This window comes from Pseudomonas rossensis (genome assembly GCF_039888995.1).
GTDB classification, from domain to species: domain Bacteria; phylum Pseudomonadota; class Gammaproteobacteria; order Pseudomonadales; family Pseudomonadaceae; genus Aquipseudomonas; species Aquipseudomonas rossensis.
On the sequence record NZ_JBBWCB010000093.1, the window covers coordinates 1 to 22,318 of the forward strand.

Genomic DNA, 22,318 nt, shown 5'->3' on the forward strand with positions numbered 1-22,318 from the left:
ATGTTGGTGTCCGGGTCGTCGGTGGCGATGACAAAGTATTCCGCCTGCTCGACCTTGGCCGCACTGAGGATCTCCGGGCGCATCGGGTCGCCGTAGAACACCGGCACACCGCCGAAGCTGCGCGACAGTTCGATGGTTTCCACCGAGGTGTCGAGGGCGACGAACTTGATGTTCTGCGCGCGCAAAATCCGCGCAACGATCTGCCCCATACGGCCCATGCCGGCGATCACCACGCGCGGCGTGTCGGTATCGATCTCGCGGAATTTCTCCGGCACCACCACCGGTTGAACCTTGGGGCTGACCAGTCTTGCGCACACCAGCAACAGCAGCGGCGTCACCGCCATGGACAAGGTGATGGTCAGCACCAGCAAGTCGTACAGGCGCGGCTCGAACAGTCCCTGGTCGCGGCCGATCTTGAACACCACAAAGGCAAACTCACCACCGGCGGCCAGTACGATGCCGAGGCGAATCGCACTGACCTTGCCCAGGCCACCGGCCAGCCGACCGACAACAAACAGCAGCGGCAGTTTGATTGCGATCAGCAACAGGGTCAGGCCCAGCACCGTGATCGGCGCGCTCAGTAGCAGACTCAGGTTGGCGCCCATGCCGACACTGATGAAAAACAGCCCCAGCAGCAATCCCTTGAACGGCTCGATTTGCGCTTCCAGTTCGTGGCGGTATTCGGAGTCTGCCAGCAGCAACCCGGCGAGGAACGCCCCCAGCGCCATGGACACGCCGACCAGGTCCATCAGCCACGCCGTGCCGATCACCACCAGTAACGCAGTGGCGGTCGAGACTTCCGGCAAACCGGTCTTGGCCACCACCCGGAACACTGGGCGCAGCAGATACCGCCCGCCGATCACCACCACCGCGATGCTGCCCAGCACGCGCAAGCCGTGATTGAGGTCTTCGCCAGCGCTGCTGGTGTGATCGCCGCCCGCCAGCAACGGCACCATGGCGATCAACGGGATAGCGGCGATGTCCTGGAACAGCAGAATCGCGAACGCCAAGCGCCCGTGGGGGCTGGTCAGTTCCTTGCGTTCGGCCAGGCTTTGCAAGCCGAACGCCGTGGACGACAGCGCCAGGCCCAAGCCCAGCACGATCGCGCTGTTCAACGGTTGGCCGAACACGAACAACGCCAGCACACCAATCACCGAGCCCGTCAGCAGCACTTGCGCCAGGCCCACGCCGAACACCGATTTGCGCATCACCCACAAACGTCGCGGCGACAGTTCAAGACCAATGATGAACAGCAGCAACACCACCCCGAGTTCGGAAATGTGGCTGACGCTTTGCGGATTGCCAATCAAGCCCAGCACCGACGGCCCGATAATCACGCCGGCAAACAGATAACCCAGTACCGCCCCCAGTTGCAGGCGCTTGGCCAAGGGGACGGTGAGCACGGCCGCGAACAGAAACACGACAGCGGCTTGCAACAGGTTGCCTTCATGGGGCATGGCTTACTCCAGAACTCGGTGCGGCGGGGGCGCTCAGGATAAAGGCTTGAGATGCATGCGTCAGCCAATGCAATCGCAATCATCGCAGCAATAAGGAATGATTCAGCGCCAGCGTAGTCGGACTTCAGGTACCAAGACATTAATGGAGGTTCACCGATGAACAACAAGACCTTTATCGCCTGCCTCGCCCTTGTCGCAGGCATTGCCGGTATCAGCCCCATCGTTCAAGCGGATGACCCACCGCAAAAAACCGTCCAGCCTGGGGTCGACAACAACCGTCAGCTGGTGGTCGGTGACCGCGCCCCGGACGTTTACCAGCGCAGCGAAAAGGCCCTGGTCAACTGGAAGCAGAAAGGCCTGAAAACGCCGAAGGGGCAGGCGCAGTGGGTGCAGATCAATGACAAGTACATGATGGTGATGATCACCAATGGGACGATTGTGGATATCACGCCAGTGGAGCGTTAAACCGACAGCAATAATTGGCCATGGGAGGCTGATTGAAATTGCGCACCGTTCCGGTAATGCTCAGCGGCGATTTCATTGACTGGATGTCAGGAGCTACCTGTTGGAAAAGAAACCTCTCTACCGCAAGATCAATACCCGCACTTGGGGTGTCTGGCGTAACGAGATCACGGGCCATTACCGGCATCAGCGCAATACCAAGAATGAAATCAACAACGATGCGTCACGGGGTTCGATGCATGGAACTCGCCGGCACGGGTTCGATTACACGCCGCTGTTCCGGTTTTTGCTGTCCCGCGTCGGTAGGCAATGGGATGAGGTTTTCAGCGAAGCGGTGGCTCGCCTCGATCGGCCTGAACCGGTGTTCTGGATGGTGGCTCTGCATGAAAACGAAAGGAAGGAGCAGGTGTGTCTGGGAGAGTCGAGCTACTTCAGCGGCTTGTATGTCGATGATCAAGGGTGTCTGCGGATCGTCAATCCGGAGCTGACAGCCGAGCGCATGACGCCTTACTGCCATTGCTGCACCCACACCTTCAACGGCATTCCTTTCGGCCAGCGCAAGGACTGAACGGGTCAATCGACCCGGCTATGGCTCATCGATTGTTCACCCAACCGATACTGATTATTCCCACTGCGCTTCGCCTCATACATCGCCAGATCCGCAATATGAATCAACCGGTCCATGCTCGGCGCATGGTCCGGGAACACCGCGACCCCCAGGCTGGTACCGATGTGTCGTTGATCATTGCCGATGGTCACCGGTGGCGACAGTTCGACGAAGATTTTCTGGCAGATGCTGCGGGCTTCGTCCTGCAGGCTGTTGCCCTGGGTCAGGCCTTGAAGGATGACCACAAACTCGTCGCCACCGATCCGGGCGACGGTATCGGTTGAACGCAGGATTTTCTTCAGTCGGGTGGCGGTGGTGATCAGTACCCGGTCGCCGGCGGCATGGCCGTAATGGTCGTTGATTGCCTTGAAACCATTGAGGTCGACAAATACCAGCGCAACCCTCGTAGCGCTGATGCGCGCCTGTTCCAGCGCTTCGGACAGACGCTCTTCGAGCACCAGACGATTGGGCAGACCGGTCAGCGGGTCGAAGTGCGCCAGGTGTTGCAGGTAGCTGGCGGAGGCTTTTTCCTCGGTGATATCGCGTACCACGCCCATCATCTTGATCGTTGCATCTTGGTCGTTCTTGACCACATTGCCGGTTTCCCGAAGCCAGCGGATCGTGCCGTCGGGCCAGACCACCCGATATTCCTCGTCATGGTTGTCGCCGGTTTCCAGGCAACGCAATTCCCCGGCCCGGACCTTGGCCCGGTCGTCCGGGTGAACACATGAGCAAAACAGGGCGTAGGAGGGCGTTACTTCGTCGATCTTGAAGCCAAACATGCCGTAGATCGCGTCCGACCAGTAGAGCTTGTCGGTGTCGACATCCCAGTCCCACGTGCCGATACGGGCGAAGTACTGGCTGCGCTTGAAGCGTTCGGCGTCACCGTCCTGACGGATGTTTTGTCCGTCAGTCAGGCTGGTGATCAGCACGCGATACTCGGCCAGCTGCTTTTGTAGCGAGCGCTCGCGACAGATCAACGCGACGATCATGGCAAGCATCACTGAGCCGATGGCGGCGCTGGTCCAGTCCACATTCATTCAGGTTTCGCCATCGTGGCGTATCAGCCGTATCGGGAGAGGTGTGCCTATGTTAGTTCACACGGCCCTCGATCATCAGCCTCTATTACAACGGGCGCCAACTTATAGCAGTTCACCTTTGTCCCACAGATGCACCAATTCCCCGGGCGCCTGATCTTCAGGCACCTTCATCACCATTCGGTCGTCCTGTTCGCCGCTGCGGTAGCGCACTTCGATTTGATAGAAGCGCTGATCGCCCCGACCGGCGGATGAACTCGTCATAAGCAGGCAACCCTCGAGCAACGAACAAATGCGGGTGCGTTGGTCGGCATTGCATTGGGCGAATTCGATCTCTCGGGGGCGGGTCAAGGTGTGGATCGCCGCCACGCCGCCCTGGCGGGAGACACAGACCACCGCGTTATCGTCCAGTGTTGGCAAGGTTTTCATTGTTCCTCCGGCGTCAGGTCGACGCCCACTTCAGACCAGCCGTGTCGCACCGCCTCGACTGCCGTTGCACCAAATCCTTGCCGGGCATGCTCGACAGTCAGTTGCGCGAAGGCACTGAATGTCGCTTCGCTACTCAGGCGTTTGTCGCACAGCGTGTCGTACCAGATGCGGCCGGCTTTTTCCCAGGCAAAACCGCCCAGCGCCATCGCGGCCAGATAAAACGCCCGATTGGGGATGCCCGAATTGATGTGCACACCGCCGTTGTCTTCCTGGGTGATGACGAACTTGCGCATGTGATTCGGTTGCGGATCCTTGCCAAGCAACGGGTCGTCATAGGCCGTGCCCGGGTGGGCCATCGAGCGTAAACCGATACCTTTGATGCGCGGTGCCAGCAGGTCGGCGCCGATCAACCAGTCAGCCTCTTCGGCGGCCTGGCCCAGCACGAACTGTTTGATCAGCACGCCGAACACGTCGGACAGTGAGTCGTTCAGCGCCCCGGACTGGTTGGTGTAAACCAGACCGGCTTCGCTTTCGATCACACCGTGCGTCAACTCGTGGCCGATCACATCCAGAGAGCGGGTGAAGCGCTCGAAGATTTCGCCATCGCCGTCGCCGAACACCATTTGCGCGCCGTTCCAGAACGCGTTCTGGTAATCCAGGCCGTAATGCACGCTGCCGATCAGGGCAAAACCCTTGTTGTCGATGGAGTCCCGACCCAGCACCTTCCAGAAGAAATCATAGCTGGCACCCATTGCGTCGTAGGCCTCGTCGACCGCCGGATCGCCGGTTGCCGCCTGGCCTTCAAGTCGCACAGGCATACCCGGCAGAAGCATTTTGCCTTGCGCGTCATGAATGCTGCGTTGCGCCAGACCGGGGCGGCCGGGCTGCGACAGGATCGCTTTGGCGGGTGGGCGCGATGGCGGGCCGGGATTGTGCCGCAGACGGCGTACATGGATCAGCGTGGTCTGCGCGCTGGAGCGCTGACGGTCGGAACCGTGGGCGATGATTCGGTTGAGGATGTAGGGCGGGATGAAACTGTACAGCGGTGATGAGTCGGTCATCAGAGCATCCTTTCCTGAATACGAAGTCGTTATTCATGTGAGCCGGATGACGGTCTTTCGGTTCCGTGGATTGCCTTGCGCGCCGGTTTCTGCGAAAACCTCCGTCCGCGCCCCAATCACTGGGCGACAGTGAACGAGTAGGAATCATGAACGACGAGTTGCAAATCATTGACCTTGAGCCGGGCGACGGCAAAGCCGCCGTCAAAGGCGCGCTGATTACCACCCAATACCGCGGCTGGCTGGAAGACGGGACTGAATTCGATTCTTCCTACAGCCGGGGTAAACCTTTCCAGTGCGTGATTGGCACGGGTCGGGTGATCAAGGGTTGGGATCAGGGGATTATGGGCATGCAGGTCGGCGGCAAGCGCAAGTTGCTGGTGCCGGCGCATCTGGCCTATGGCGAGCGGACGATGGGAGCGATCACGCCGAATTCGAACCTGATCTTCGAGATTGAATTGCTGGAAGTGCTCACGCGAGATGATTGATTTGTTGGATGTGGGCTGAAATGGCGAACCCCGCCATCTCTGTTAGAAGAAATGGTGGGGTTTTTATTTGTTGGGAGGGTGATTTCTGGTTTTGATTTAGCGAGTCAGGTGAACATTTCAATATCGTCGAGCGTGTCAGCAACTGTGGCTTCAAGTGCAGGAAATTTTCCTTTTACGGAATCAAGGGCGGGCATCACGGCTTGCATTTCAAGCTCACCGAATCTGCGGGCTACATGGCCGAGTGCGGTGATTGCTGCCGCAGCCACCGACTGAGTACCACTCTCGAGATGTTTCAGGCAAATGGTCTGAGCCCAGGCACTGTCTTGCTCATTTAATCCGATGGAAATCAGCGCGGTGACAATGTTCCTTTCTAAGCCGCTATCAAAGAGATTGATTGCTTCGTCATGGCTAATCGACGGATCGTGGTAGATAAGACTCACTGTTTAGCTCCCAGGATGTTTCCCTTGGTGTCGGCTTTTTTTGCCTTGATCAATACATTTTTCATATCTTGATGGAGTTTGTTCCATGCTCTGACATGTCCGTGGTAGTCGTCCCCTCCCGTATGATCAAAGACGACAAACTCGTTGGTTTTGGGGTCAATACCAATCCTGCGTTCCGATGTAGGTTTTACCTGTACCGAATTATCCAGGTTCTGGCCGCTGACGTGTCTCGATCGGACAAAACCGAATAGGATTTTACGATCGAGGTGCCTCGGCCCAGCAACTGGAAGCCCGCCGCGAGCCTGGCGTGGGTGCCGGCGCTGCCGTTGGGCACCACGACTTGATTGAAGGTGAGGCCGAGTTCCGTCTCCTGCTGCGCGATCTCCGCTGCGCAACGCGCATAACCGAGACTGCCCAGAGGCGTTGAGCCACCGGTGGGAATCACCAGCACGTTGTGCCCCGAATCCCGAAGTTGCGCGGCCCGTGTTTCGGCCACGGCGAGTGAGTCGCTGCCCCCGGCAAGCACCTGTAGGTTTGCGCCAAACAACTGGTCGAGCAGAACGTTGCCGTTGAGTTCGTAATCTACATCGGTTTTGGGTACCACGCGGGTCAGGATCAGTTCGCAGGCAAGGCCCAGGCGAGCACACACCGCGGCGGTCAGGCGCGCATGATTGGACTGAATGCCTCCCACGGTGATCACCTTGTCGACTCCGGCCGCCAGGGCTACGCCGATATGGAATTCGAGTTTGCGCAGTTTGTTACCGCCACCGCCAATCAGCATATGATCGTCGCGCTTGAGAAACAGGCCGATTCCCTGCGGCTTCAAGCCCAGCAGTTGTTCGAGGCGTTCGGCGTGCTGAATGGGCGTGGGGCCTTGCAGGAGCTCTGCCCGCGCAAAAGAACTCAGTGACGTGTCCAGTAGGGTTTGCATCAATGGAGCCTCGTTGTTCACATTTATAATGTGACTCTATGGAGAACGCCCTTCGTGATAAACGCATTGCCGGTTATTACACCTTTAACCTGATGTACTTAATCAAGCGTTCCGTTTCCTCCCTTCACAAGGCATGGTCATGAGCAAACTCAGGCAAAGGGAAGTTTTCGTCGCCGTGGTCGAGGCGGGCAGCTTCGCCGATGCGGCCAGTGACATCGGGATGTCGGCGGTCATGGTTGGACGGCATATCCAGAGCCTGGAGAAAACCCTCAACACCCAGCTGATTCAACGCACCACCCGGCGGCAATCCATCATCGGGGAAGGGCGGTTGTTTTATGAAGAAGCCAAGCGGGCACTGGAGCAGGTGAAGTACGCGTTCAGCCGGGTGGAGGCGTCGAGCCCGGAGCCCAGTGGCCTGTTGCGAATCACCGCACCGATGACCCTTGGTGTGTCATTGGTCGGTCCTCTGGTGTCGGCCACGCTGGCCAACGGCGAACTCGTGCGGATCCTGGACGCCTATACTCCACCGACCAAGCCGGTACAGATGGTGTATCCGCGCTCGCGTAAATCACTGCCCAAAATGAAAGCCTTTATCGATTTTGTTGCGCAGCGACTGGCGTGACCGTTGCGGATGCGAATTTTTCAGCAGGGTTTCGATAGGCTACGGCGCATCAAAAACCAACGCCTTTGCGTGGGAGGGCGCGTGTCGTCAATCAACGAATATGTAGCTGCGGTTCAACTGCTGGACGAAGCTTACCGGCGCTGGACCGGCCAAAGCCTGCCAGCCCCTGAGTCGCTGAGCGGACCTGAGCGCTTGCACTGGTTGCACGCGCACGCGCCTTACAGCCTGCTGGCCCACGGCACTGAAGCCGATCCTTGCTTCTTCTACGCCAATGAACAGACGATGGCCTGTTTCAAATACCCTCGCTCGCAATTCCTCGGCATGCCGTCACGGTTCAGCGCTTCGCCACTGGACCGAGCCATGCGCCAGACGTTGCTGGAGCAGGTCACGGCCAACGGGATTGCTCACGGCTACAGCGGTTATCGGGTGGATCGGGATGGCAATGCCTTCATGATTCACGAATGCAAAGTCTGGACGCTGATCGATCAGCACGGTGAGCATCGGGGGCAGGCGGCACTGTTCTGGCCGGATGCGGAGCGTGTTGGTCGGGTTGATTGATTTGGATGTAGCCTGCTGGGCACGTAGGAAATGAAGCATCGTTTGTCAGGCCGCCTTCGTCGGATCGCCGCCCGGAGCAAGCTCGCTTCCACAGGGGATTCTTGTCGATCACGAATACTGTGTGCGACACCCATCAACTGTGGGAGCGAGCTTGCTCGCGATGAACGATGACGCGGTCGCTGAAGAGCGGAATGCGGCCGTTGAGGGAACGGCGGTAGTGCCATTCCAATTGGTCTAGCGCGGGTTTCATTGCCAGAATCTCCCTCAACGTGGCGCTGGCAATACTCAACGCCAACAACTGCCCCGGACATTGATGCCGTCCCGCACCAAAGGTGAAGCTACGCCGGTCTGGACGATCAAGAAGAAAGACGTCGGGATGGTCATTGAGCAGCGGATCACGATTAGCCGAAGCCAGCAGCACCAGAATCACGTCGCCGGGGTTCAGGCTCACCCCCTCGATTTCACAAGGTGCAGCGACAAACCGGCGGGTGTTCTGCACCGATGGGTCGAAGCGCTGAACTTCAGCGATCAAGTCTTCAACGGGTGTCGATTCGCTGTGCAACGACGGGTTTTGAATCAACGCCAACAGCGCATTGCCGATCAGCCCGGCGGTGGCTTCATAGGTCTGGGAAAACAACCCGATCAGGTTGGCGATCAACATTTCAGAGTCGCTAGAGGTTGCCGCGAAGCGCTCGCGGATCCCGGCGAGCAGGGCGCTCTGATTGCTAGGGTCATCCAGCAGCTCAACGAAATAGCCGCTCAAGTGTTCCGCCGCAACGTGCGCTGTAGCCAGTTGCGCCTGATCGCCAAGGGGCGACAGGCACGCGACGAAGTCCCCGGTCAGCACGCTGATAGCCCGGCCCTGAGCCGGAGAGAACCCCAGCAATGCAGCCACCACGCAAACCGGCCCGCGGAACATCGCCTTGTACAACCCATCGGCGCCCGGAGTGACCAGGCGAGCGCGGACCAGCGCATTGACTTCAGCGACATCAATCAACGCCAGCTCCGGTTGAATCGCCGACCTTGGGCAACGCTGTCGTTCGCCCTCATTCATCCGCATCAACTGACCAAAGACCTTGCCGGCCATCCCGCCAACAATCGCCTTGGGCACCGGTTCGTGGGACGGCCGGACATGACAGTCAGGATGCGCCAGCACGGCCGCAACGGCTCGGGCGCTACTCGCCACCCACACTTTCAGTCCTTGGTGAAAAACCAGCCCGCCCTCCGCGCGCAGTAGCGCGTAATAGGGATAAGGATCGGCATGAGTCGCAGCGATGATCGGGTCCATGGGTCGCAGCCTTGTTCGTGGTTGGAAAAGTGTTGCTACTATCTCCAGTCCGAAAGAGCCTTGATTCGTCCGGGAGCGAAATATGAACGTAGAACAGCACGATATCGGCGTCTCTCAGGTGGCTGCGGCGATCGCGGAACCGGCCCGGACGAAAATCCTCTGTTCGCTGATGGACGGCCACGCCCGCACCAGCACCGAGTTGGCGGCGATTGCCGAAGTCAGCGCCTCCACCACCAGTGCGCACCTGGCCAAACTCAAGGAATTGGCGCTGGTGCGGCTGCACGTGCAGGGCCGACATCGCTATTACAGCCTGACGGACAAGCGCGTCGCCCAGGCGCTGGAAGCGTTGATGGTGATCGGCCAGAACGCTGCGCCGACCTTCAATTCGCGTACCCCGGATCGCCTGAAATTCGCCCGCACTTGCTACGACCACATGGCCGGCACGTTGGCGGTGCTGCTGCATGACCGGATGATCGAAGCGGGGTGGCTGCTGGAAACCGATGAACAGGTCTATCAACTGAGCGACAGCGGGGAGGTGTTGTTTGAAGGGTTGGGTATCGAGGTCAAGGACTTGAGCACGCTGCGTCGCCGCTTCGCCTGCCCATGTCTGGACTGGAGCATGCGTCGGCCGCATCTGGGCGGTTCGTTGGGGGCGGCGTTGTTGCAAACGGCGATCAAGCGCAAATGGGTGACTCAGGACCTGGACAGCCGCGCGCTGGCGTTGACGGCGACGGGGCGAAAGGAACTCAGCAGCCGGTTTGCCGTTGAACTGCCGGTTCAGGTATCGACAACACAACCCGCTTCCACCGAGACCAGACGCCGAGTGGTCGCCAGTTCTGCGCCTTAGCGACTGGCCGAGGCCATCAGCACGCCGAAACCGGCGAAGGTCACGCCCGAGACTTTCGCCGCCAGCCAGGAACCCTTCGGGCTCGACAACCAGCCTTTGGCAGCATTGGCGAGCAACGCATAGCTGCCATGCACCAGAATCACCAGTACGCCGTAGGAGGCGACCAGCTTGAAAAACTGGGTGGAGAAGTGCGCCGAGGTGTCGATGAATTGCGGGAACACCGCCAGAAAGAAAAACACTGCCTTGGGGTTCAAAAACTGGATGGAAGCCGCTTCAAGAAAGCGATAGCCCGGGCTTGAGGGGCGCGTTTCAAGCCGCGTGCTGAAACCAGCCGAGCGCCAGCTTTTGTAACCCAGGTACAACAAATAGGCAGCCCCTGCGTATTTCAATGCGGTAAAGGCGTTGGCGGAGGTGCTGAGAATCAGGCCGACACTGGTGGCGCTGATGGCGGCGACGATAAACGCTCCCGACGCGATCCCCAGAATGCCCGGCACGGCCCCCGTCCAGCCGTGGCGCACCGCGTTGGACAGGGTCAGGACCACGCCAGGCCCTGGACTCAAAATGGTCAGGGTGGCAAACAGTAGAAAGAGTCCGTAGCTGTTCATGTCTTGCTCCGTCAGGTGGCGCTGGCTGCATGCGGGCAGATTGGCGTGACGACGTGGGCGTGACAAACGCTTTAATTGCGGCGCATAGGTGACTAAATTAGACGCATGATGAATCCACTACCGCCGCTTAATGCTGTTCGCGCCTTCGCTGTTGCTGCTCGTCATCAGAGTTTCAGCCTGGCGGCCGAAGAGCTGCATGTCAGTCACAGTGCCGTCAGCCGGCACATCAAATTGCTTGAGGAGCACCTGGGTGTGCTGCTGTTCGAGCGGCGTATCCGTCAATCGGTGCTGACGCCGGCCGGCCAGCGTTTTTATGAGCAGGTCAGCGCCGGGCTGGCGCAGATCGCCAACGCCGCTGCTGCGCTTAAGCAACATGCCTCGCTGCCGACCGTGAAGATCAATGTCCGTCCGTCCTTTGCCATGCTTTGGCTAACGCCCAGGCTGGCGGATTTCATTGCGCAGCACCCGGACATCAAACCGCAAGTGATTACCCAAACCCAGGCACCCGATCATGCACGCGACGGGTTCGACATCGTCATTCGCCGTGGTCGTGACGACTGGGCACCGGCAATTGAGGCGCGAGCCCTCTTCGAAGACGAACTGTTGCTGGTCGCGGCACCCTCGCTGATCGAGCGCCTGGCCCTTGAAGACCTCGCGTCCCTGAGCCGGCACACGTTACTGACCGCCAAGGCGCGTCGCGAAGATTGGCACAACTGGGCCCTGCATTTTGGTCAAACCCAGTCAGCCACTCAGGTCTCCCGGCAGTTTGATCACATGCACCTCGTGCTTGAGGCCGCCGTGGAAGGACAGGGCATTGCCTTGTGCCCGACCTCTTTGCTGGGCACCCACCTCTCGAGCGGTCGCCTGATCTGCCCGTTGCCCGAATTGCGAATGCCGTTGCCGCGTTATTACTACGGTGTTGCGCCGGACGTCACGGTGCAGACACAGGTGTTTGTGGAGTGGTTGTTTGCCCGGATCGAAGCGGATGCTGGTCAGGAGGGGCGGTTGATCGCAAGGTGATTCGCCTGCAAGTGACCGGCGCTGAAAAACGACCGGCCAACAAAAAGCCCACCCGACGCATTCGCGAGGGGTGGGCTTTTTTAGTGCCTGAAGCGCTGGATCAAACCTTGACGATCCAACCCGCTGGCGCTTCGATGTCGCCGGTCTGTACACCTGTCAGCTCTTTGTAGAGCTTCTGGGTGACCGGGCCGACTTCGGTTTCGCTGTGGAACACGTGCAGTTTGTCGTTGTAGCTGATGCCGCCGATCGGGGTGATCACCGCGGCAGTACCGCAAGCACCGGCTTCCTTGAAGTCGGACAGCTTGTCGATGAACACGTCGCCTTCGACCACTTCCAGGCCCAGACGCGATTTTGCCAGCTCGATCAACGACAGACGGGTGATGCCCGGCAGGACCGACGGCGAGTTCGGGGTCACGAACTTGTTGTCGTGGGTGATCCCGAAGAAGTTGGCCGAGCCGACTTCTTCGATTTTCGTGTGGGTCATCGGGTCCAGGTAGATGCAGTCGGCGAAGTGGGCTTTCTTGGCCTGGGAACCTGGCATCAGGCTGGCCGCGTAGTTACCACCGACTTTGGCTGCACCGGTGCCTTGTGGGGCGGCGCGGTCGTAGCTGGAGATCAGGAAGTTGTGCGGGGTCAGGCCGCCCTTGAAGTAAGCGCCGACCGGGATGGCGAAGATCGAGAAGATGAACTCGGGGGCGGTACGCACACCGATGTTGTCACCCACGCCAATCACGAACGGACGCAGATACAGCGCGCCGCCGGTGCCGTAAGGCGGGATGAAACGCTCGTTGGCGCGGACCACTTCCTTGCAGGCTTCGACGAACTGTTCGGTGGACACCTGTGGCATCAGCAGGCGCGCGCAGCTGCGTTGCATGCGTGCGGCGTTCTGGTCCGGGCGGAACAGGTTGATCGAACCGTCCTTGCAACGATAGGCCTTCAGCCCTTCGAAGCATTGCTGGCCATAGTGAAGGGCAGTGGAACCTTCGCTGATGTGCAGCACATTGTCTTCGGTCAGGGTGCCTTTGTCCCACTCGCCATTACGCCAGTGCGACAGATAGCGCTTGTCTGTCTTGATGTAGTCAAAACCCAACTTGTCCCAATTGATGCTTTCGTTACCCATGACACCCTCTATCACTTAACAACCGCCGAAACGGTTCAAGGCTTCTGACGTTTTTCTGGATGGGGACAACAATACTTCATTCCGCGGCGATTTCGCAGCCGGAATTCAATCTCTGCGACCATCGATGCACCCGATGCACCCGATGCACCCGATGTAGCAGCTGTCGAGCACCGCGAGGCAGCGTTCGGCGGCGAAGCCGTCGTATTCCGGCTGACTCGCTACGCCTGAAAGCACGCGGTGGCAGGTTTTGCGACGACTTCGTCGCCGAACGCTGCCTCGCGTTGCTCGTCAGCTGCTACAAGGGTTTGCGTCTGGTTTTAGAGGTGCAGCGCATGACCAAGGGCCCGCAACGCCGCTTCCTGCACAGCCTCGCCCAAGGTCGGATGCGCGTGGATGGTGCCGGCAATGTCTTCCAGCCGGGCGCCCATTTCCAGGCTCTGACCGAACGCCGTCGACAATTCCGACACGCCCACACCGACCGCCTGCCAGCCGACAATCACATGATTGTCACGCCGCGCCACGACCCGCACGAAACCGCTTTTCGATTCCAACGTCATCGCCCGACCATTGGCCGCAAACGGGAAGCTGGAAACGATGCAGTCCAGACCCGCAGCCTTGACGTCGTCCGGTGTCTTGCCGACCACCACCAGTTCCGGGTCGGTAAAGCTCACGGCGGCAATGGCAGTGGGGTTGAACTCGCGGGATTTACCGCTGATCAGTTCGGCAACCATCTCGCCCTGAGCCATGGCCCGGTGCGCGAGCATCGGTTCGCCGCTCAGGTCGCCGATGGCATACACTTTGCGCATACTGGTCTGGCAGCGGTTGTCGATCTTGATCGCCGAGCCGTTCATGTCCAGGTTCAAACCTTCGAGGTTCCAGCCTTGAGTGTTCGGTTTGCGGCCAACGGCCACCAGCACCTGATCGGTTTCCAGGTTCAGGGTGTCACCGTTCGGGTCAAGAACTTGCAGTGTATTGCTAACAGAATCAAAGCCTTGGACGCTGTGCTTCAAGTAAAGCTTTATACCGAGCTTCTTCAGTTCGTCATGCACAGGCTGCGTCAGTTCTGCATCGTAGGCCGGCAGGATGCGATCCTGGGCCTCGACCACGCTGACCTCGGCACCGAGCTTGCGATAGGCAATCCCCAGCTCCAGACCGATGTAACCGCCACCGACCACGATCAGCCGTTTCGGCACGGACGTCGGCGCCAGGGCTTCGGTGGAGGAGATGATCGGCCCGCCAATCGGCAGCATCGGCAGGTTCACGCTTTTCGAACCGGTGGCCAGCACCAGGTGCTCGCACTGAATGCGCGTGTCGCCGACGTCCACGGTCTTGCCGTCAACGACTTTGGCCCAGCCTTGAATGACCTGGACTTTGTTCTTTTTCAGCAATGCCGACACGCCGGTGGTCAGGCGATCAACGATGCCGTCCTTCCACTCGACACTCTTGCTGATATCGAGCGTCGGCGCCGACACGCTGATGCCCAACGCCGAATGCTGGCTGTGATGCTGCGTCTGGTGAAACTGTTCGGCGACGTGGATCAACGCCTTGGACGGAATGCAGCCGATGTTCAGGCAAGTGCCGCCCAATGATTCGCCTTCAACCAGAATGGTCGAGATCCCCAGCTGACCGGCACGAATCGCCGTCACATAACCGCCAGGGCCGCCGCCGATGATCAGCAGCGTGGTGTTCAAAGTCTGTTGCATGACTTACTCCACAAACAGGGTGGCGGGTTGTTCGAGCAAGCCACGAATGGCCTGGATGAATTGCGCCGCGTCCATGCCATCGACCACGCGGTGATCGAAGGAGCTGGAGAGGTTCATCATCTTGCGAATCACGATCTGGCCTTTGACGACCATCGGGCGTTCGACGATTTTGTTGACGCCCACGATCGCCACTTCCGGCAGGTTCAGCACCGGGGTGCTGACGATACCGCCTAAGGCGCCGAGGCTGGTCAGGGTGATGCTCGAGCCGGACAGCTCATCGCGGCTGGCCTTGCCATTACGGGCAGCGGTAGCGAGGCGAGAAATTTCCTGAGCGCTGTCCCACAGGCTGCGGGTTTCGGCGTGACGGACTACCGGCACCATCAAACCGATGTCGGCTTGGGTGGCGATGCCCACGTGCACGGCGCCGAGGCGGGTGATGACCTGGGCTTCGTCGTCGTAACGGGCGTTGATCTGCGGGAAGTCGCGCAGGGCAACGACCAATGCGCGGACCAGGAACGGCAACAAGGTCAGCTTGCCGCGGGTCGCGCCGTGTTTTTCGTTCAGATGAGCGCGCAGTTCTTCCACGGCGGTGACGTCGATTTCCTCGACGTAACTGAAGTGAGCGGCGCGCTGAGTGGCGTCCTGCATACGCTGGGCGATCTTGCGGCGCATGCCGATGACCGGGATTTGTTCTTCGTCATTACGCTGGGCGTAAGCGGCGGCAGCGGTGGATTGCGGCTGCTGACCCTGGGCCAAATAGGCGTCGAGGTCTTCGTGCAGCACCCGACCGGCAGGGCCGGTGCCACGCACCAGACGCAATTGAATGCCGAGGTCCAGCGCATGTTTACGCACGGCCGGGGAGGCCAGCGGACGCTCATCAGCTTCGCGAGCGACCATCGGACCTTGGCATACGGCAGTTCGCGGCGCTGCAGCGGCAACCGGTTTGCTTTCAACAGCAGCTGCAACTTTCGGTGCCGCAACCGGCGCTTCTTTAACAGGTGCAGGCTGAGCCGACTCTTTAACGTTGCCCGCGCCTTCGACTTCAATGCTGATCAGGATGCTGCCAACCGCCATGACTTCGCCCGGCACACCGCCCAGCGCAATCACCTTGCCGTTCACCGGCGACGGGATGTCGACCATCGCCTTGTCAGTCATGACATCGGCGAGTACCTGATCTTCAACGACCATGTCGCCGACTTTGACGTGCCAAACCGACAATTCAACTTCTGCAATGCCTTCACCAATGTCCGGCATTTTAATAACGTGCGTGCCCATTCAGACCTCCATAACCCGATGCAAAGCCGCGCCCACTCGGGACGGACCAGGGAAATACGCCCACTCTTGTGCGTGCGGGTAGGGAGTGTCCCAACCGGTGACGCGTTCGATAGGCGCTTCCAGGTAGTGGAAGCAGTGCTCTTGCACCAGGGCGACCAGTTCGGCGCCGAAACCGCAGGTGCGGGTCGCTTCGTGAACGATCACGCAGCGGCCGGTTTTCTTCACCGACTTGACGATGGTGTCCAGGTCAAGCGGCCACAGGCTGCGCAGGTCGATGACTTCAGCGTCGATACCGGTTTCTTCAGCCGCCACTTGCGACACGTAAACGGTGGTGCCGTAAGTCAGGATGGTCACGTCCTTGCCCGGGCGGGTGATGGCGGCCACGTCCAGCGGCACGGTGTAGTAACCGTCCGGCACTTGCGCGGCCGGGTGTTTCGACCACGGGGTAACCGGGCGTTCGTGGTGACCGTCGAACGGGCCGTTGTACAGGCGTTTTGGCTCGAGGAAGATCACCGGGTCATCGTTTTCGATGGAGGCGATCAACAAGCCTTTGGCGTCGTAAGGGTTGGACGGCATGACCGTGCGTAAACCGCAGACCTGGGTGAACATCGCTTCGATGCTCTGGCTGTGCGTCTGGCCGCCGTAGATGCCGCCGCCGCAAGGCATGCGCAGGGTCATCGGCGCGGTGAACTCGCCGGCCGAGCGATAACGCAGGCGGGCGGCTTCGGAAATGATCTGGTCCGACGCCGGGTAAACGTAATCGGCGAACTGGATCTCGGCAACCGGCCGCAGACCATAAGCACCCATACCGACGGCGACGCCGACGATGCCGCTTTCGGAGATCGGTGCGTCGAACACCCGGGAGGTGCCGTACTTGCTCTGCAGGCCTTCGGTGCAACGGAACACGCCGCCGAAGTAGCCGACGTCCTGGCCGAACACCACGACGTTGTCGTCACGCTCAAGCATCACATCCATGGCCGAGCGCAGGGCCTGGATCATGGTCATGGTGGTCGTGGTCATGGCGGTTTCCAACTCGATTTTGTTGTTGTGATCGTTCATGTCAGATCCCCAACTCTTGACGCTGGCGCTTCAAGTGCTCCGGCATCTCTTTGTAGACGTCTTCGAACATGGTCGCGGCGCTCGGAATCTGGCCGCCGGCGAGGGTGCCGTACTGCTCGGCTTCTTTCTGCGCGGCGATCACTTCGGCTTCGAGTTCGGCGCTGACGGCGACGTGTTCCTCTTCGGACCACTGACCGATTTTCACCAGGTGCTGCTTCAGACGCACAATCGGGTCGCCCAACGGGAAGTAGCTCCAGTCGTCGGCAGGACGGTATTTGGATGGATCATCAGAAGTCGAGTGTGGACCGGCGCGGTAGGTGACCCATTCGATCATGGTCGGGCCGAGGTTGCGGCGGGCGCGTTCAGCAGCCCAGGCAGAGGCGGCGTAGACCGCGACGAAATCGTTGCCATCGACCCGCAGGGAGGCAATGCCGCAACCGACGCCACGACCGGCAAAGGTAGTCGCTTCACCACCGGCAATCGCCTGGAACGTGGAGATCGCCCACTGGTTGTTGACCACGTTGAGGATCACTGGTGCACGGTAAACGTGGGCGAAGGTGAGGGCGGTGTGGAAGTCGGATTCAGCGGTAGCGCCGTCGCCGATCCAGGCCGAGGCGATTTTGGTGTCGCCCTTGATCGCCGAGGCCATGCCCCAGCCCACGCCTTGTACGAATTGGGTGGCGAGGTTGCCGGAAATAGTGAAGAAGCCGAAGTCTTTGACCGAATACATGATCGGCAGCTGACGTCCCTTGAGCGGATCACGCTCGTTGGACAGCAGTTGGCAGATCAGGTCCACCAGCGGCACTTCGCGCGCCATCAGAATGCTTTGCTGACGGTAGGTGGGGAAGCACATGTCGTCGATGTTCAAGGCCAGGGCCTGGGCGCTGCCGATGGCTTCTTCGCCAAGGCTCTGCATGTAGAACGACATTTTTTTCTGACGCTGGGCGACGACCATGCGGTTGTCGAAGATCCGCGTCTTGAGCATGGCGCGCATGCCTTTACGCAGGATCTCGACCGGCACGCCTTCGCCCCAAGGACCGAGGGCATTGCCCTCGTCATCGAGCACGCGAATCAGGCCCTTGGCCAGATCAGCCGTGTCGGCCGGTTCAACGTCGATTGGGGGTTTGCGCACCGTGCCCGCGTCGGTCAGCCGCAGGTAGGAGAAGTCGGTTTTGCAGCCAGGACGGCCCGATGGTTCGGGAACGTGCAGTTGCAGCGGTTCGTACGCTTGGTTCATGGCTTCTACGCTCGATCTTGTGAATTTCTTGTAGTGAGCTGACGGTCATTCTTCGATGAAAGAAATCTTGTCCTACAACAATCATAGGCCGGGCCAAGAAGAATATTTCTCTCTGTTTCGTTGCGTTGGCGATCATTTGAGGATAAAAAATCTGCATAAACATAAAAAACAGGTGGTTTTGTCTCATGCGCAAACTGGACCGTACCGATATCGGCATTTTGAACAGCCTTCAGGAGAACGCGCGCATCACCAACGCCGACCTCGCACGCTCGGTCAACCTGTCGCCAACCCCGTGCTTCAACCGGGTCAAGGCGATGGAAGAATTGGGCCTGATTCGCGAGCAAGTGACCCTGCTGGATGCCGAGCTGCTGGGGCTGCACGTCAACGTGTTCATTCACGTCAGCCTGGAAAAACAGGTGGAGGAGGCGTTGCAGCATTTCGAGGAGGCGATCTCGGATCGCCCGGAAGTGATGGAGTGCTATTTGATGGCCGGCGACCCGGACTATTTGATTCGGGTGCTGGTGCCGACCATTCAGTCGCTGGAGCGCTTCATGATGGACTTCCTCACCAAAGTCCCCGGCGTCGCAAACATCCGTTCGAGCTTTGCGCTCAAGCAGGTGCGCTATAAAACGGCGCTGCCGTTGCCGGCCAACGGATTGACCCTGGCCTGACGGCAAGATCAAAAGATCGCAGGCTTCGCCAGCTCCTACCGGGTTTGGACCATCCGCAAGATCACGGTCGTACCCGGTCAATGTAGGAGCTGCCGCAGGCTGCGATCTTTTGATCTTAAAGTTTGTTTAGGGGGATTTTCAGATAGGTCACGCCATTGACCTCGGCCGGCGGCAAATTCCCCGCCCGCACATTCACCTGAATCGCCGGCAGTAACAGCGTCGGCATGCCCAACCCCGCATCGCGCTGGGTGCGCATGGCGACGAACGCGGCTTCGTCGATACCGTCATGGATATGAATGTTGCTTTTGCGCTGCTCGCCCACCGTACTCATGCACTGCGGTTCACGATCCTCGGGCGGGTAATCGTGGCAGACATAAAGTCGAACGCCGGCAGGGAAAGCCAGCAGCTTGTGAATCGAAGCAAACATCTGATTGGCGTTACCGCCGGGGAAGTCGCAGCGCGCGGTGCCCACGTCCGGCATGAATAGCGTATCGCCCACCAGAATCACATCGCTGTCGATCAGATAAGCCATGTCCGCTGGCGTGTGGCCGGGCACGTGCAGCGCCGTGGCTTTCAGATTGCCGATGCGGAACGATTCATCTGGCGCGAACAGGTGATCGAACTGCGAACCATCGATACAGAATTCCGGCTCAAGGTTGAACAGGGTCTTGAACACGCCCTGAACCTTGCTGATCGACTGCCCAATCGCAATCTTCCCGCCCAGTTCCCGACGCAGATAAGGCGCGGCGGACAGGTGATCGGCATGGGCGTGGGTTTCCAGCAGCCATTGCACCTGCAGCTGATGTTGGCGAACGAAGGCGATGATCTTGTCGGCCTGGGTGGTGGCGGTTCGCCCGGCGGCGGGGTCGTAGTCGAGCACAGGGTCGACGATGGCGCAGTGCCCGCCATCGTGCTCGTAGATGACGTAGCTGAAGGTCGACGAGGCAGGGTCTAAAAAAGCTTCAATCAAGGCGGGCATGGTGGCCGTTTCTTTCTGGACAAGTCATGAGGGTAGTTTCATTTTCCCTACGCTGACCAGCCCGGATCAATTCAATTAATGAAAAAAGCTGCGCGGGCTCTATCCTGTCAGTCATCGATACCGGGCGCTCCCGGCTTTTTTTTGCAGATCACGAGTGTTTTATGTTGCTGGCGAGTTTCTTTGGCGTGGTGATGGGGTTGGTACTCGGTTTAACCGGGGCCGGTGGCGGGATTCTTGCGGTGCCGGCGTTGGTGTTGGGGCTGGGTTTGACCATGACCCAGGCCGCGCCGGTCGCGCTGTTCGCGGTGGGCAGTGCGGCGGCTGTCGGCGCCATTGACGGGTTGCGCCATGGTCTGGTGCGTTATCGCGCAGCCTTGCTGATCGCCCTGCTGGGGGCGGTTTTTTCGCCGGTCGGCATCTACTTCGCCCATCAGTTGCCGGAAAAAATCCTGATGATCCTGTTCAGCCTGCTGATGGTCATGGTGGCCTGGCGGATGCTGCGTCGTGAGCGCCAGGACGAAGGTCCAAGCGACCACGGGCACGCCAACTGGGGCCAGAAGAACTGCATGCTCGATCAGCAGACCGGGCGCTTTTCCTGGACCGCCAAGTGCACCGCGACCCTCGCAGCACTGGGCGCGGTGACCGGTGTGGTCTCCGGGCTGCTCGGGGTGGGCGGCGGCTTCCTGATCGTCCCGGCATTCAAGCAACTGACCGATGTGCAGATGCGCGGAATCGTCGCCACGTCGTTGATGGTGATCAGCCTGATTTCCGCCATCGGCGTGATTGGCGCGTTTCAGGCCGGGGTGCGAATCGACGGTTTGGGCGCGGCGTTTATCGTCGCGAGCATCGTCGGCATGATCATCGGCCGAAGACTTTGCGCGAGAGTACCGGCCCGGGGTTTGCAGATCGGCTTCGCCAGCATCTGTGTCGTGGTCGCCGCTTACATGCTGTTTAGAGCGGGTGGCTAGCGAGTACCAATTCTTGTGGACGCCAGTCCGTCCCACAGGCGTACACCCAAAGTTCCGAGCCTCGTCGACGGACGGTCTTACACCGAACTTGCCGCGCATAACCTGCCACTCCAAAGCACTTCAAAACCGCCTCCAAGGCAGCGTATGACGCCGCCGGTCAGCTTTCGATAATCGCCTCCGACATCCAGTCCCCCGCTGCGGAGCGCGTCATGCACAACAATAAGAACATCAAGCATCGTTTCTTGCCTGCCTTCATCGCCAGCCTGTCGACCCTCGGTTTGAGCTCGATGGCCGAGGCCGAGATCATGCTGTACGACAAGGACCAGACCACGTTTTCCACCGACGGCTACATCAACGCCTTCTATGTGAACAGCGATGTGGACCGTGCCGGCGACCAGTTCGACCGGAAGCAGGCGCGGGTCAAAATGGGTTTTCTGCCCAACTACCTGGGCTTCAACATGAGCAAGCAGGTCGATGACCTCAAGCTCGGCGCCCGGTCCTCCTTCTGGGTGACCATCAACGACAGCGAAACCAACGGCACCGATACCGCCATCGACGTGCGGCAGTTCTACGGCACCGTGGCCAACCCGGAGTGGGGCGAAGTGCTGATCGGCAAGGACTTCGGCCTGTTCGCCCGCTCCAACATCCTGCTGGATGAAATGCTCGCCGGTTACGGCCAGGTCAGCGATTCCCTGGGGCTGGTGGACGGTGGCGGTGTGTCGTTCGGCAACATCGGCACGGGCTATCCGTACCCGTTCCCGACGTCGCAGATTACCTATCGCACGCCGGTGATGGAGGGCTTGCGGGTGGCGGTGGGGATCATGGATCCGGTGGACACCAACGACAGCAGTCCATTGGGCAAGGCGTATCAGGAGAATCCGCGCACCGAGAGCGAGATCACCTATCAGTTCGACGTTGCCGGGGCGAAGATCTACAGCTGGGTCAACGGCAGCTACCAGACGTCGGACAATACCGATTCCACCGTCGAGTCCGTCACCTCCAAAGGCGTCGGCTATGGCGTGCAGGCGAAAATGGGCGGCTTGTCCCTCACCGGCTCCGGCTTCCAGGCCAAGGGCATCAACCCGTTCTTCACCAACAACGCCGGCGAACCGACCCTGCGCAACGTCGACAGTGACGGTTACCTGCTGCAGGGGTCCTACAAACTGGGCAAGAACCGGTTGGCCTTGTCTTACGGCAAGACCAACGACGACGGCAATGGCGTGGTCGGCAGCGGCGCGGACTACGAAACACGCGGCATCGCGCTGTTCCATGACGTCAACGACAACCTCAAGCTGGTGGCCGAGTACAACCAGTTCGCAATCAACGGCCACGACACCAATGCCCAGGACGAAGACACCGACACCTTTGCGGTGGGGGCTGTGCTGACCTGGTAACCCCGCGACCAGAGCCATACCCGATCTGTAGCAGCTGTCGAGCACCGCGAGGCAGCGTTCGGC

At 59.8% G+C, this 22,318-nt stretch carries 23 protein-coding genes and 1 pseudogene; 10 read left to right on the forward strand and 14 right to left on the reverse strand.

The window, feature by feature from the left end; genetic code table 11:
- On the reverse strand, window positions 1-1,457 hold a 1,457-nt coding region (locus tag WLY71_RS21485), incomplete at its 3' end, for a monovalent cation:proton antiporter-2 (CPA2) family protein (RefSeq protein WP_347805135.1).
- Window positions 1,458-1,613: 156 nt separating this feature from the next.
- Between WLY71_RS21485 and WLY71_RS21490 the strand changes: the two genes are divergently transcribed.
- Together WLY71_RS21490 and WLY71_RS21495 are read left to right on the forward strand one after the other, a co-directional pair.
- On the forward strand, window positions 1,614-1,922 hold the full coding sequence (locus tag WLY71_RS21490) for an RcnB family protein (protein ID WP_347805136.1): 309 nt from the start codon (window positions 1,614-1,616) through the stop codon (window positions 1,920-1,922).
- Between the two features lie 100 nt (window positions 1,923-2,022).
- Window positions 2,023-2,487 (forward strand): hypothetical protein, encoded by a 465-nt coding sequence (locus WLY71_RS21495; RefSeq protein ID WP_347805137.1) that lies wholly within the window; start codon window positions 2,023-2,025, stop codon window positions 2,485-2,487.
- A gap of 5 nt (window positions 2,488-2,492) precedes the next feature.
- Here WLY71_RS21495 and WLY71_RS21500 read toward each other — a convergent pair whose 3' ends face one another.
- The 3 genes from WLY71_RS21500 to WLY71_RS21510 all read right to left on the reverse strand — a co-directional run bounded on the left by WLY71_RS21500 (window position 2,493) and on the right by WLY71_RS21510 (window position 5,053).
- Complete coding sequence (locus WLY71_RS21500; protein WP_347805138.1) at window positions 2,493-3,566, reverse strand: diguanylate cyclase domain-containing protein; 1,074 nt, start codon at window positions 3,564-3,566, stop codon at window positions 2,493-2,495.
- A gap of 102 nt (window positions 3,567-3,668) precedes the next feature.
- Entirely contained in the window at window positions 3,669-3,992 is a 324-nt protein-coding gene (locus WLY71_RS21505) for a protealysin inhibitor emfourin (RefSeq protein WP_347805139.1), read from the reverse strand.
- Window positions 3,989-5,053: a M4 family metallopeptidase gene (locus WLY71_RS21510; RefSeq protein ID WP_347805140.1), complete on the reverse strand. Its 1,065-nt coding sequence runs from the start codon at window positions 5,051-5,053 to the stop codon at window positions 3,989-3,991. Before WLY71_RS21510 ends, WLY71_RS21505 begins: the two co-directional genes overlap by 4 nt.
- A 146-nt stretch (window positions 5,054-5,199) precedes the next feature.
- On the opposite strand from WLY71_RS21510, the gene WLY71_RS21515 reads away from it, so the two are divergent.
- Window positions 5,200-5,538: an FKBP-type peptidyl-prolyl cis-trans isomerase gene (locus WLY71_RS21515; RefSeq protein ID WP_347805141.1), complete on the forward strand. Its 339-nt coding sequence runs from the start codon at window positions 5,200-5,202 to the stop codon at window positions 5,536-5,538.
- A gap of 104 nt (window positions 5,539-5,642) precedes the next feature.
- Here WLY71_RS21515 and WLY71_RS21520 read toward each other — a convergent pair whose 3' ends face one another.
- Window positions 5,643-5,978, reverse strand: coding sequence for a hypothetical protein (locus WLY71_RS21520; protein ID WP_347805142.1), 336 nt, complete (start codon window positions 5,976-5,978; stop codon window positions 5,643-5,645).
- Window positions 5,979-6,186: 208 nt separating this feature from the next.
- Window positions 6,187-6,909 (reverse strand): annotated as a pseudogene (locus tag WLY71_RS21525) (pyridoxal-phosphate dependent enzyme); the annotation flags it as partial.
- Between the two features lie 139 nt (window positions 6,910-7,048).
- Between WLY71_RS21525 and WLY71_RS21530 the strand changes: the two are divergent.
- The gene (locus WLY71_RS21530) at window positions 7,049-7,531 is read left to right on the forward strand and encodes a LysR family transcriptional regulator (protein ID WP_347805143.1); all 483 of its coding nucleotides are present in this window, start codon (window positions 7,049-7,051) and stop codon (window positions 7,529-7,531) included.
- An 81-nt stretch (window positions 7,532-7,612) separates the two neighbouring features.
- On the forward strand, window positions 7,613-8,089 hold the full coding sequence (locus WLY71_RS21535) for an MEKHLA domain-containing protein (protein ID WP_347805144.1): 477 nt from the start codon (window positions 7,613-7,615) through the stop codon (window positions 8,087-8,089).
- Window positions 8,090-8,222: 133 nt separating this feature from the next.
- Here WLY71_RS21535 and WLY71_RS21540 read toward each other — a convergent pair whose 3' ends face one another.
- Complete coding sequence (locus tag WLY71_RS21540) at window positions 8,223-9,377, reverse strand: cytochrome P450 (RefSeq protein WP_347805145.1); 1,155 nt, start codon at window positions 9,375-9,377, stop codon at window positions 8,223-8,225.
- An 82-nt stretch (window positions 9,378-9,459) separates the two neighbouring features.
- Between WLY71_RS21540 and WLY71_RS21545 the strand changes: the two genes are divergently transcribed.
- Window positions 9,460-10,224 carry an ArsR/SmtB family transcription factor gene (locus tag WLY71_RS21545; protein WP_347805146.1) on the forward strand — a complete coding sequence of 255 codons (765 nt, stop codon included), beginning with the start codon at window positions 9,460-9,462 and terminating at the stop codon, window positions 10,222-10,224.
- Here WLY71_RS21545 and WLY71_RS21550 read toward each other — a convergent pair.
- Complete coding sequence (locus WLY71_RS21550) at window positions 10,221-10,829, reverse strand: LysE family translocator (protein ID WP_347805147.1); 609 nt, start codon at window positions 10,827-10,829, stop codon at window positions 10,221-10,223. The genes WLY71_RS21545 and WLY71_RS21550 overlap by 4 nt on opposite strands.
- Before the next feature lie 105 nt (window positions 10,830-10,934).
- Here WLY71_RS21550 and WLY71_RS21555 point away from each other — a divergent pair, with 105 nt between their 5' ends.
- Window positions 10,935-11,849, forward strand: a complete 915-nt coding sequence (locus tag WLY71_RS21555; protein ID WP_347805148.1) for a LysR substrate-binding domain-containing protein — start codon at window positions 10,935-10,937, stop codon at window positions 11,847-11,849.
- 100 nt (window positions 11,850-11,949) lie between these two features.
- Here the strand turns inward: WLY71_RS21555 and WLY71_RS21560 are convergent, their stop codons facing one another.
- From WLY71_RS21560 to WLY71_RS21580, 5 genes are all read right to left on the reverse strand, one after another.
- On the reverse strand, window positions 11,950-12,969 hold the full coding sequence (locus tag WLY71_RS21560; RefSeq protein WP_076031364.1) for a branched-chain amino acid aminotransferase: 1,020 nt from the start codon (window positions 12,967-12,969) through the stop codon (window positions 11,950-11,952).
- Window positions 12,970-13,286: 317 nt separating this feature from the next.
- Entirely contained in the window at window positions 13,287-14,672 is a 1,386-nt protein-coding gene (gene lpdA / locus WLY71_RS21565; protein WP_347805149.1) for a dihydrolipoyl dehydrogenase, read from the reverse strand.
- A gap of 3 nt (window positions 14,673-14,675) precedes the next feature.
- Window positions 14,676-15,947: a dihydrolipoamide acetyltransferase family protein gene (locus WLY71_RS21570; RefSeq protein WP_347805150.1), complete on the reverse strand. Its 1,272-nt coding sequence runs from the start codon at window positions 15,945-15,947 to the stop codon at window positions 14,676-14,678.
- Window positions 15,948-17,006 (reverse strand): alpha-ketoacid dehydrogenase subunit beta, encoded by a 1,059-nt coding sequence (locus WLY71_RS21575; protein WP_347805151.1) that lies wholly within the window; start codon window positions 17,004-17,006, stop codon window positions 15,948-15,950.
- Window position 17,007: 1 nt separating this feature from the next.
- Window positions 17,008-18,243 (reverse strand): 3-methyl-2-oxobutanoate dehydrogenase (2-methylpropanoyl-transferring) subunit alpha, encoded by a 1,236-nt coding sequence (locus tag WLY71_RS21580; RefSeq protein WP_347805152.1) that lies wholly within the window; start codon window positions 18,241-18,243, stop codon window positions 17,008-17,010.
- A 185-nt stretch (window positions 18,244-18,428) separates the two neighbouring features.
- On the opposite strand from WLY71_RS21580, the gene bkdR reads away from it, so the two are divergent.
- Window positions 18,429-18,914, forward strand: a complete 486-nt coding sequence (bkdR, locus tag WLY71_RS21585) for a Bkd operon transcriptional regulator BkdR (RefSeq protein WP_046048920.1) — start codon at window positions 18,429-18,431, stop codon at window positions 18,912-18,914.
- A gap of 115 nt (window positions 18,915-19,029) precedes the next feature.
- On the opposite strand, the gene WLY71_RS21590 is transcribed toward bkdR, so the two are convergent.
- Window positions 19,030-19,893 carry an MBL fold metallo-hydrolase gene (locus WLY71_RS21590; protein WP_347805153.1) on the reverse strand — a complete coding sequence of 288 codons (864 nt, stop codon included), beginning with the start codon at window positions 19,891-19,893 and terminating at the stop codon, window positions 19,030-19,032.
- Between the two features lie 161 nt (window positions 19,894-20,054).
- On the opposite strand from WLY71_RS21590, the gene WLY71_RS21595 reads away from it, so the two are divergent.
- Together WLY71_RS21595 and WLY71_RS21600 are read left to right on the forward strand one after the other, a co-directional pair.
- Window positions 20,055-20,861 carry a sulfite exporter TauE/SafE family protein gene (locus tag WLY71_RS21595; RefSeq protein ID WP_347805154.1) on the forward strand — a complete coding sequence of 269 codons (807 nt, stop codon included), beginning with the start codon at window positions 20,055-20,057 and terminating at the stop codon, window positions 20,859-20,861.
- Between the two features lie 209 nt (window positions 20,862-21,070).
- Complete coding sequence (locus WLY71_RS21600) at window positions 21,071-22,255, forward strand: porin (protein ID WP_347805155.1); 1,185 nt, start codon at window positions 21,071-21,073, stop codon at window positions 22,253-22,255.
- The last annotated feature ends 63 nt before the right edge of the window (window positions 22,256-22,318 follow it).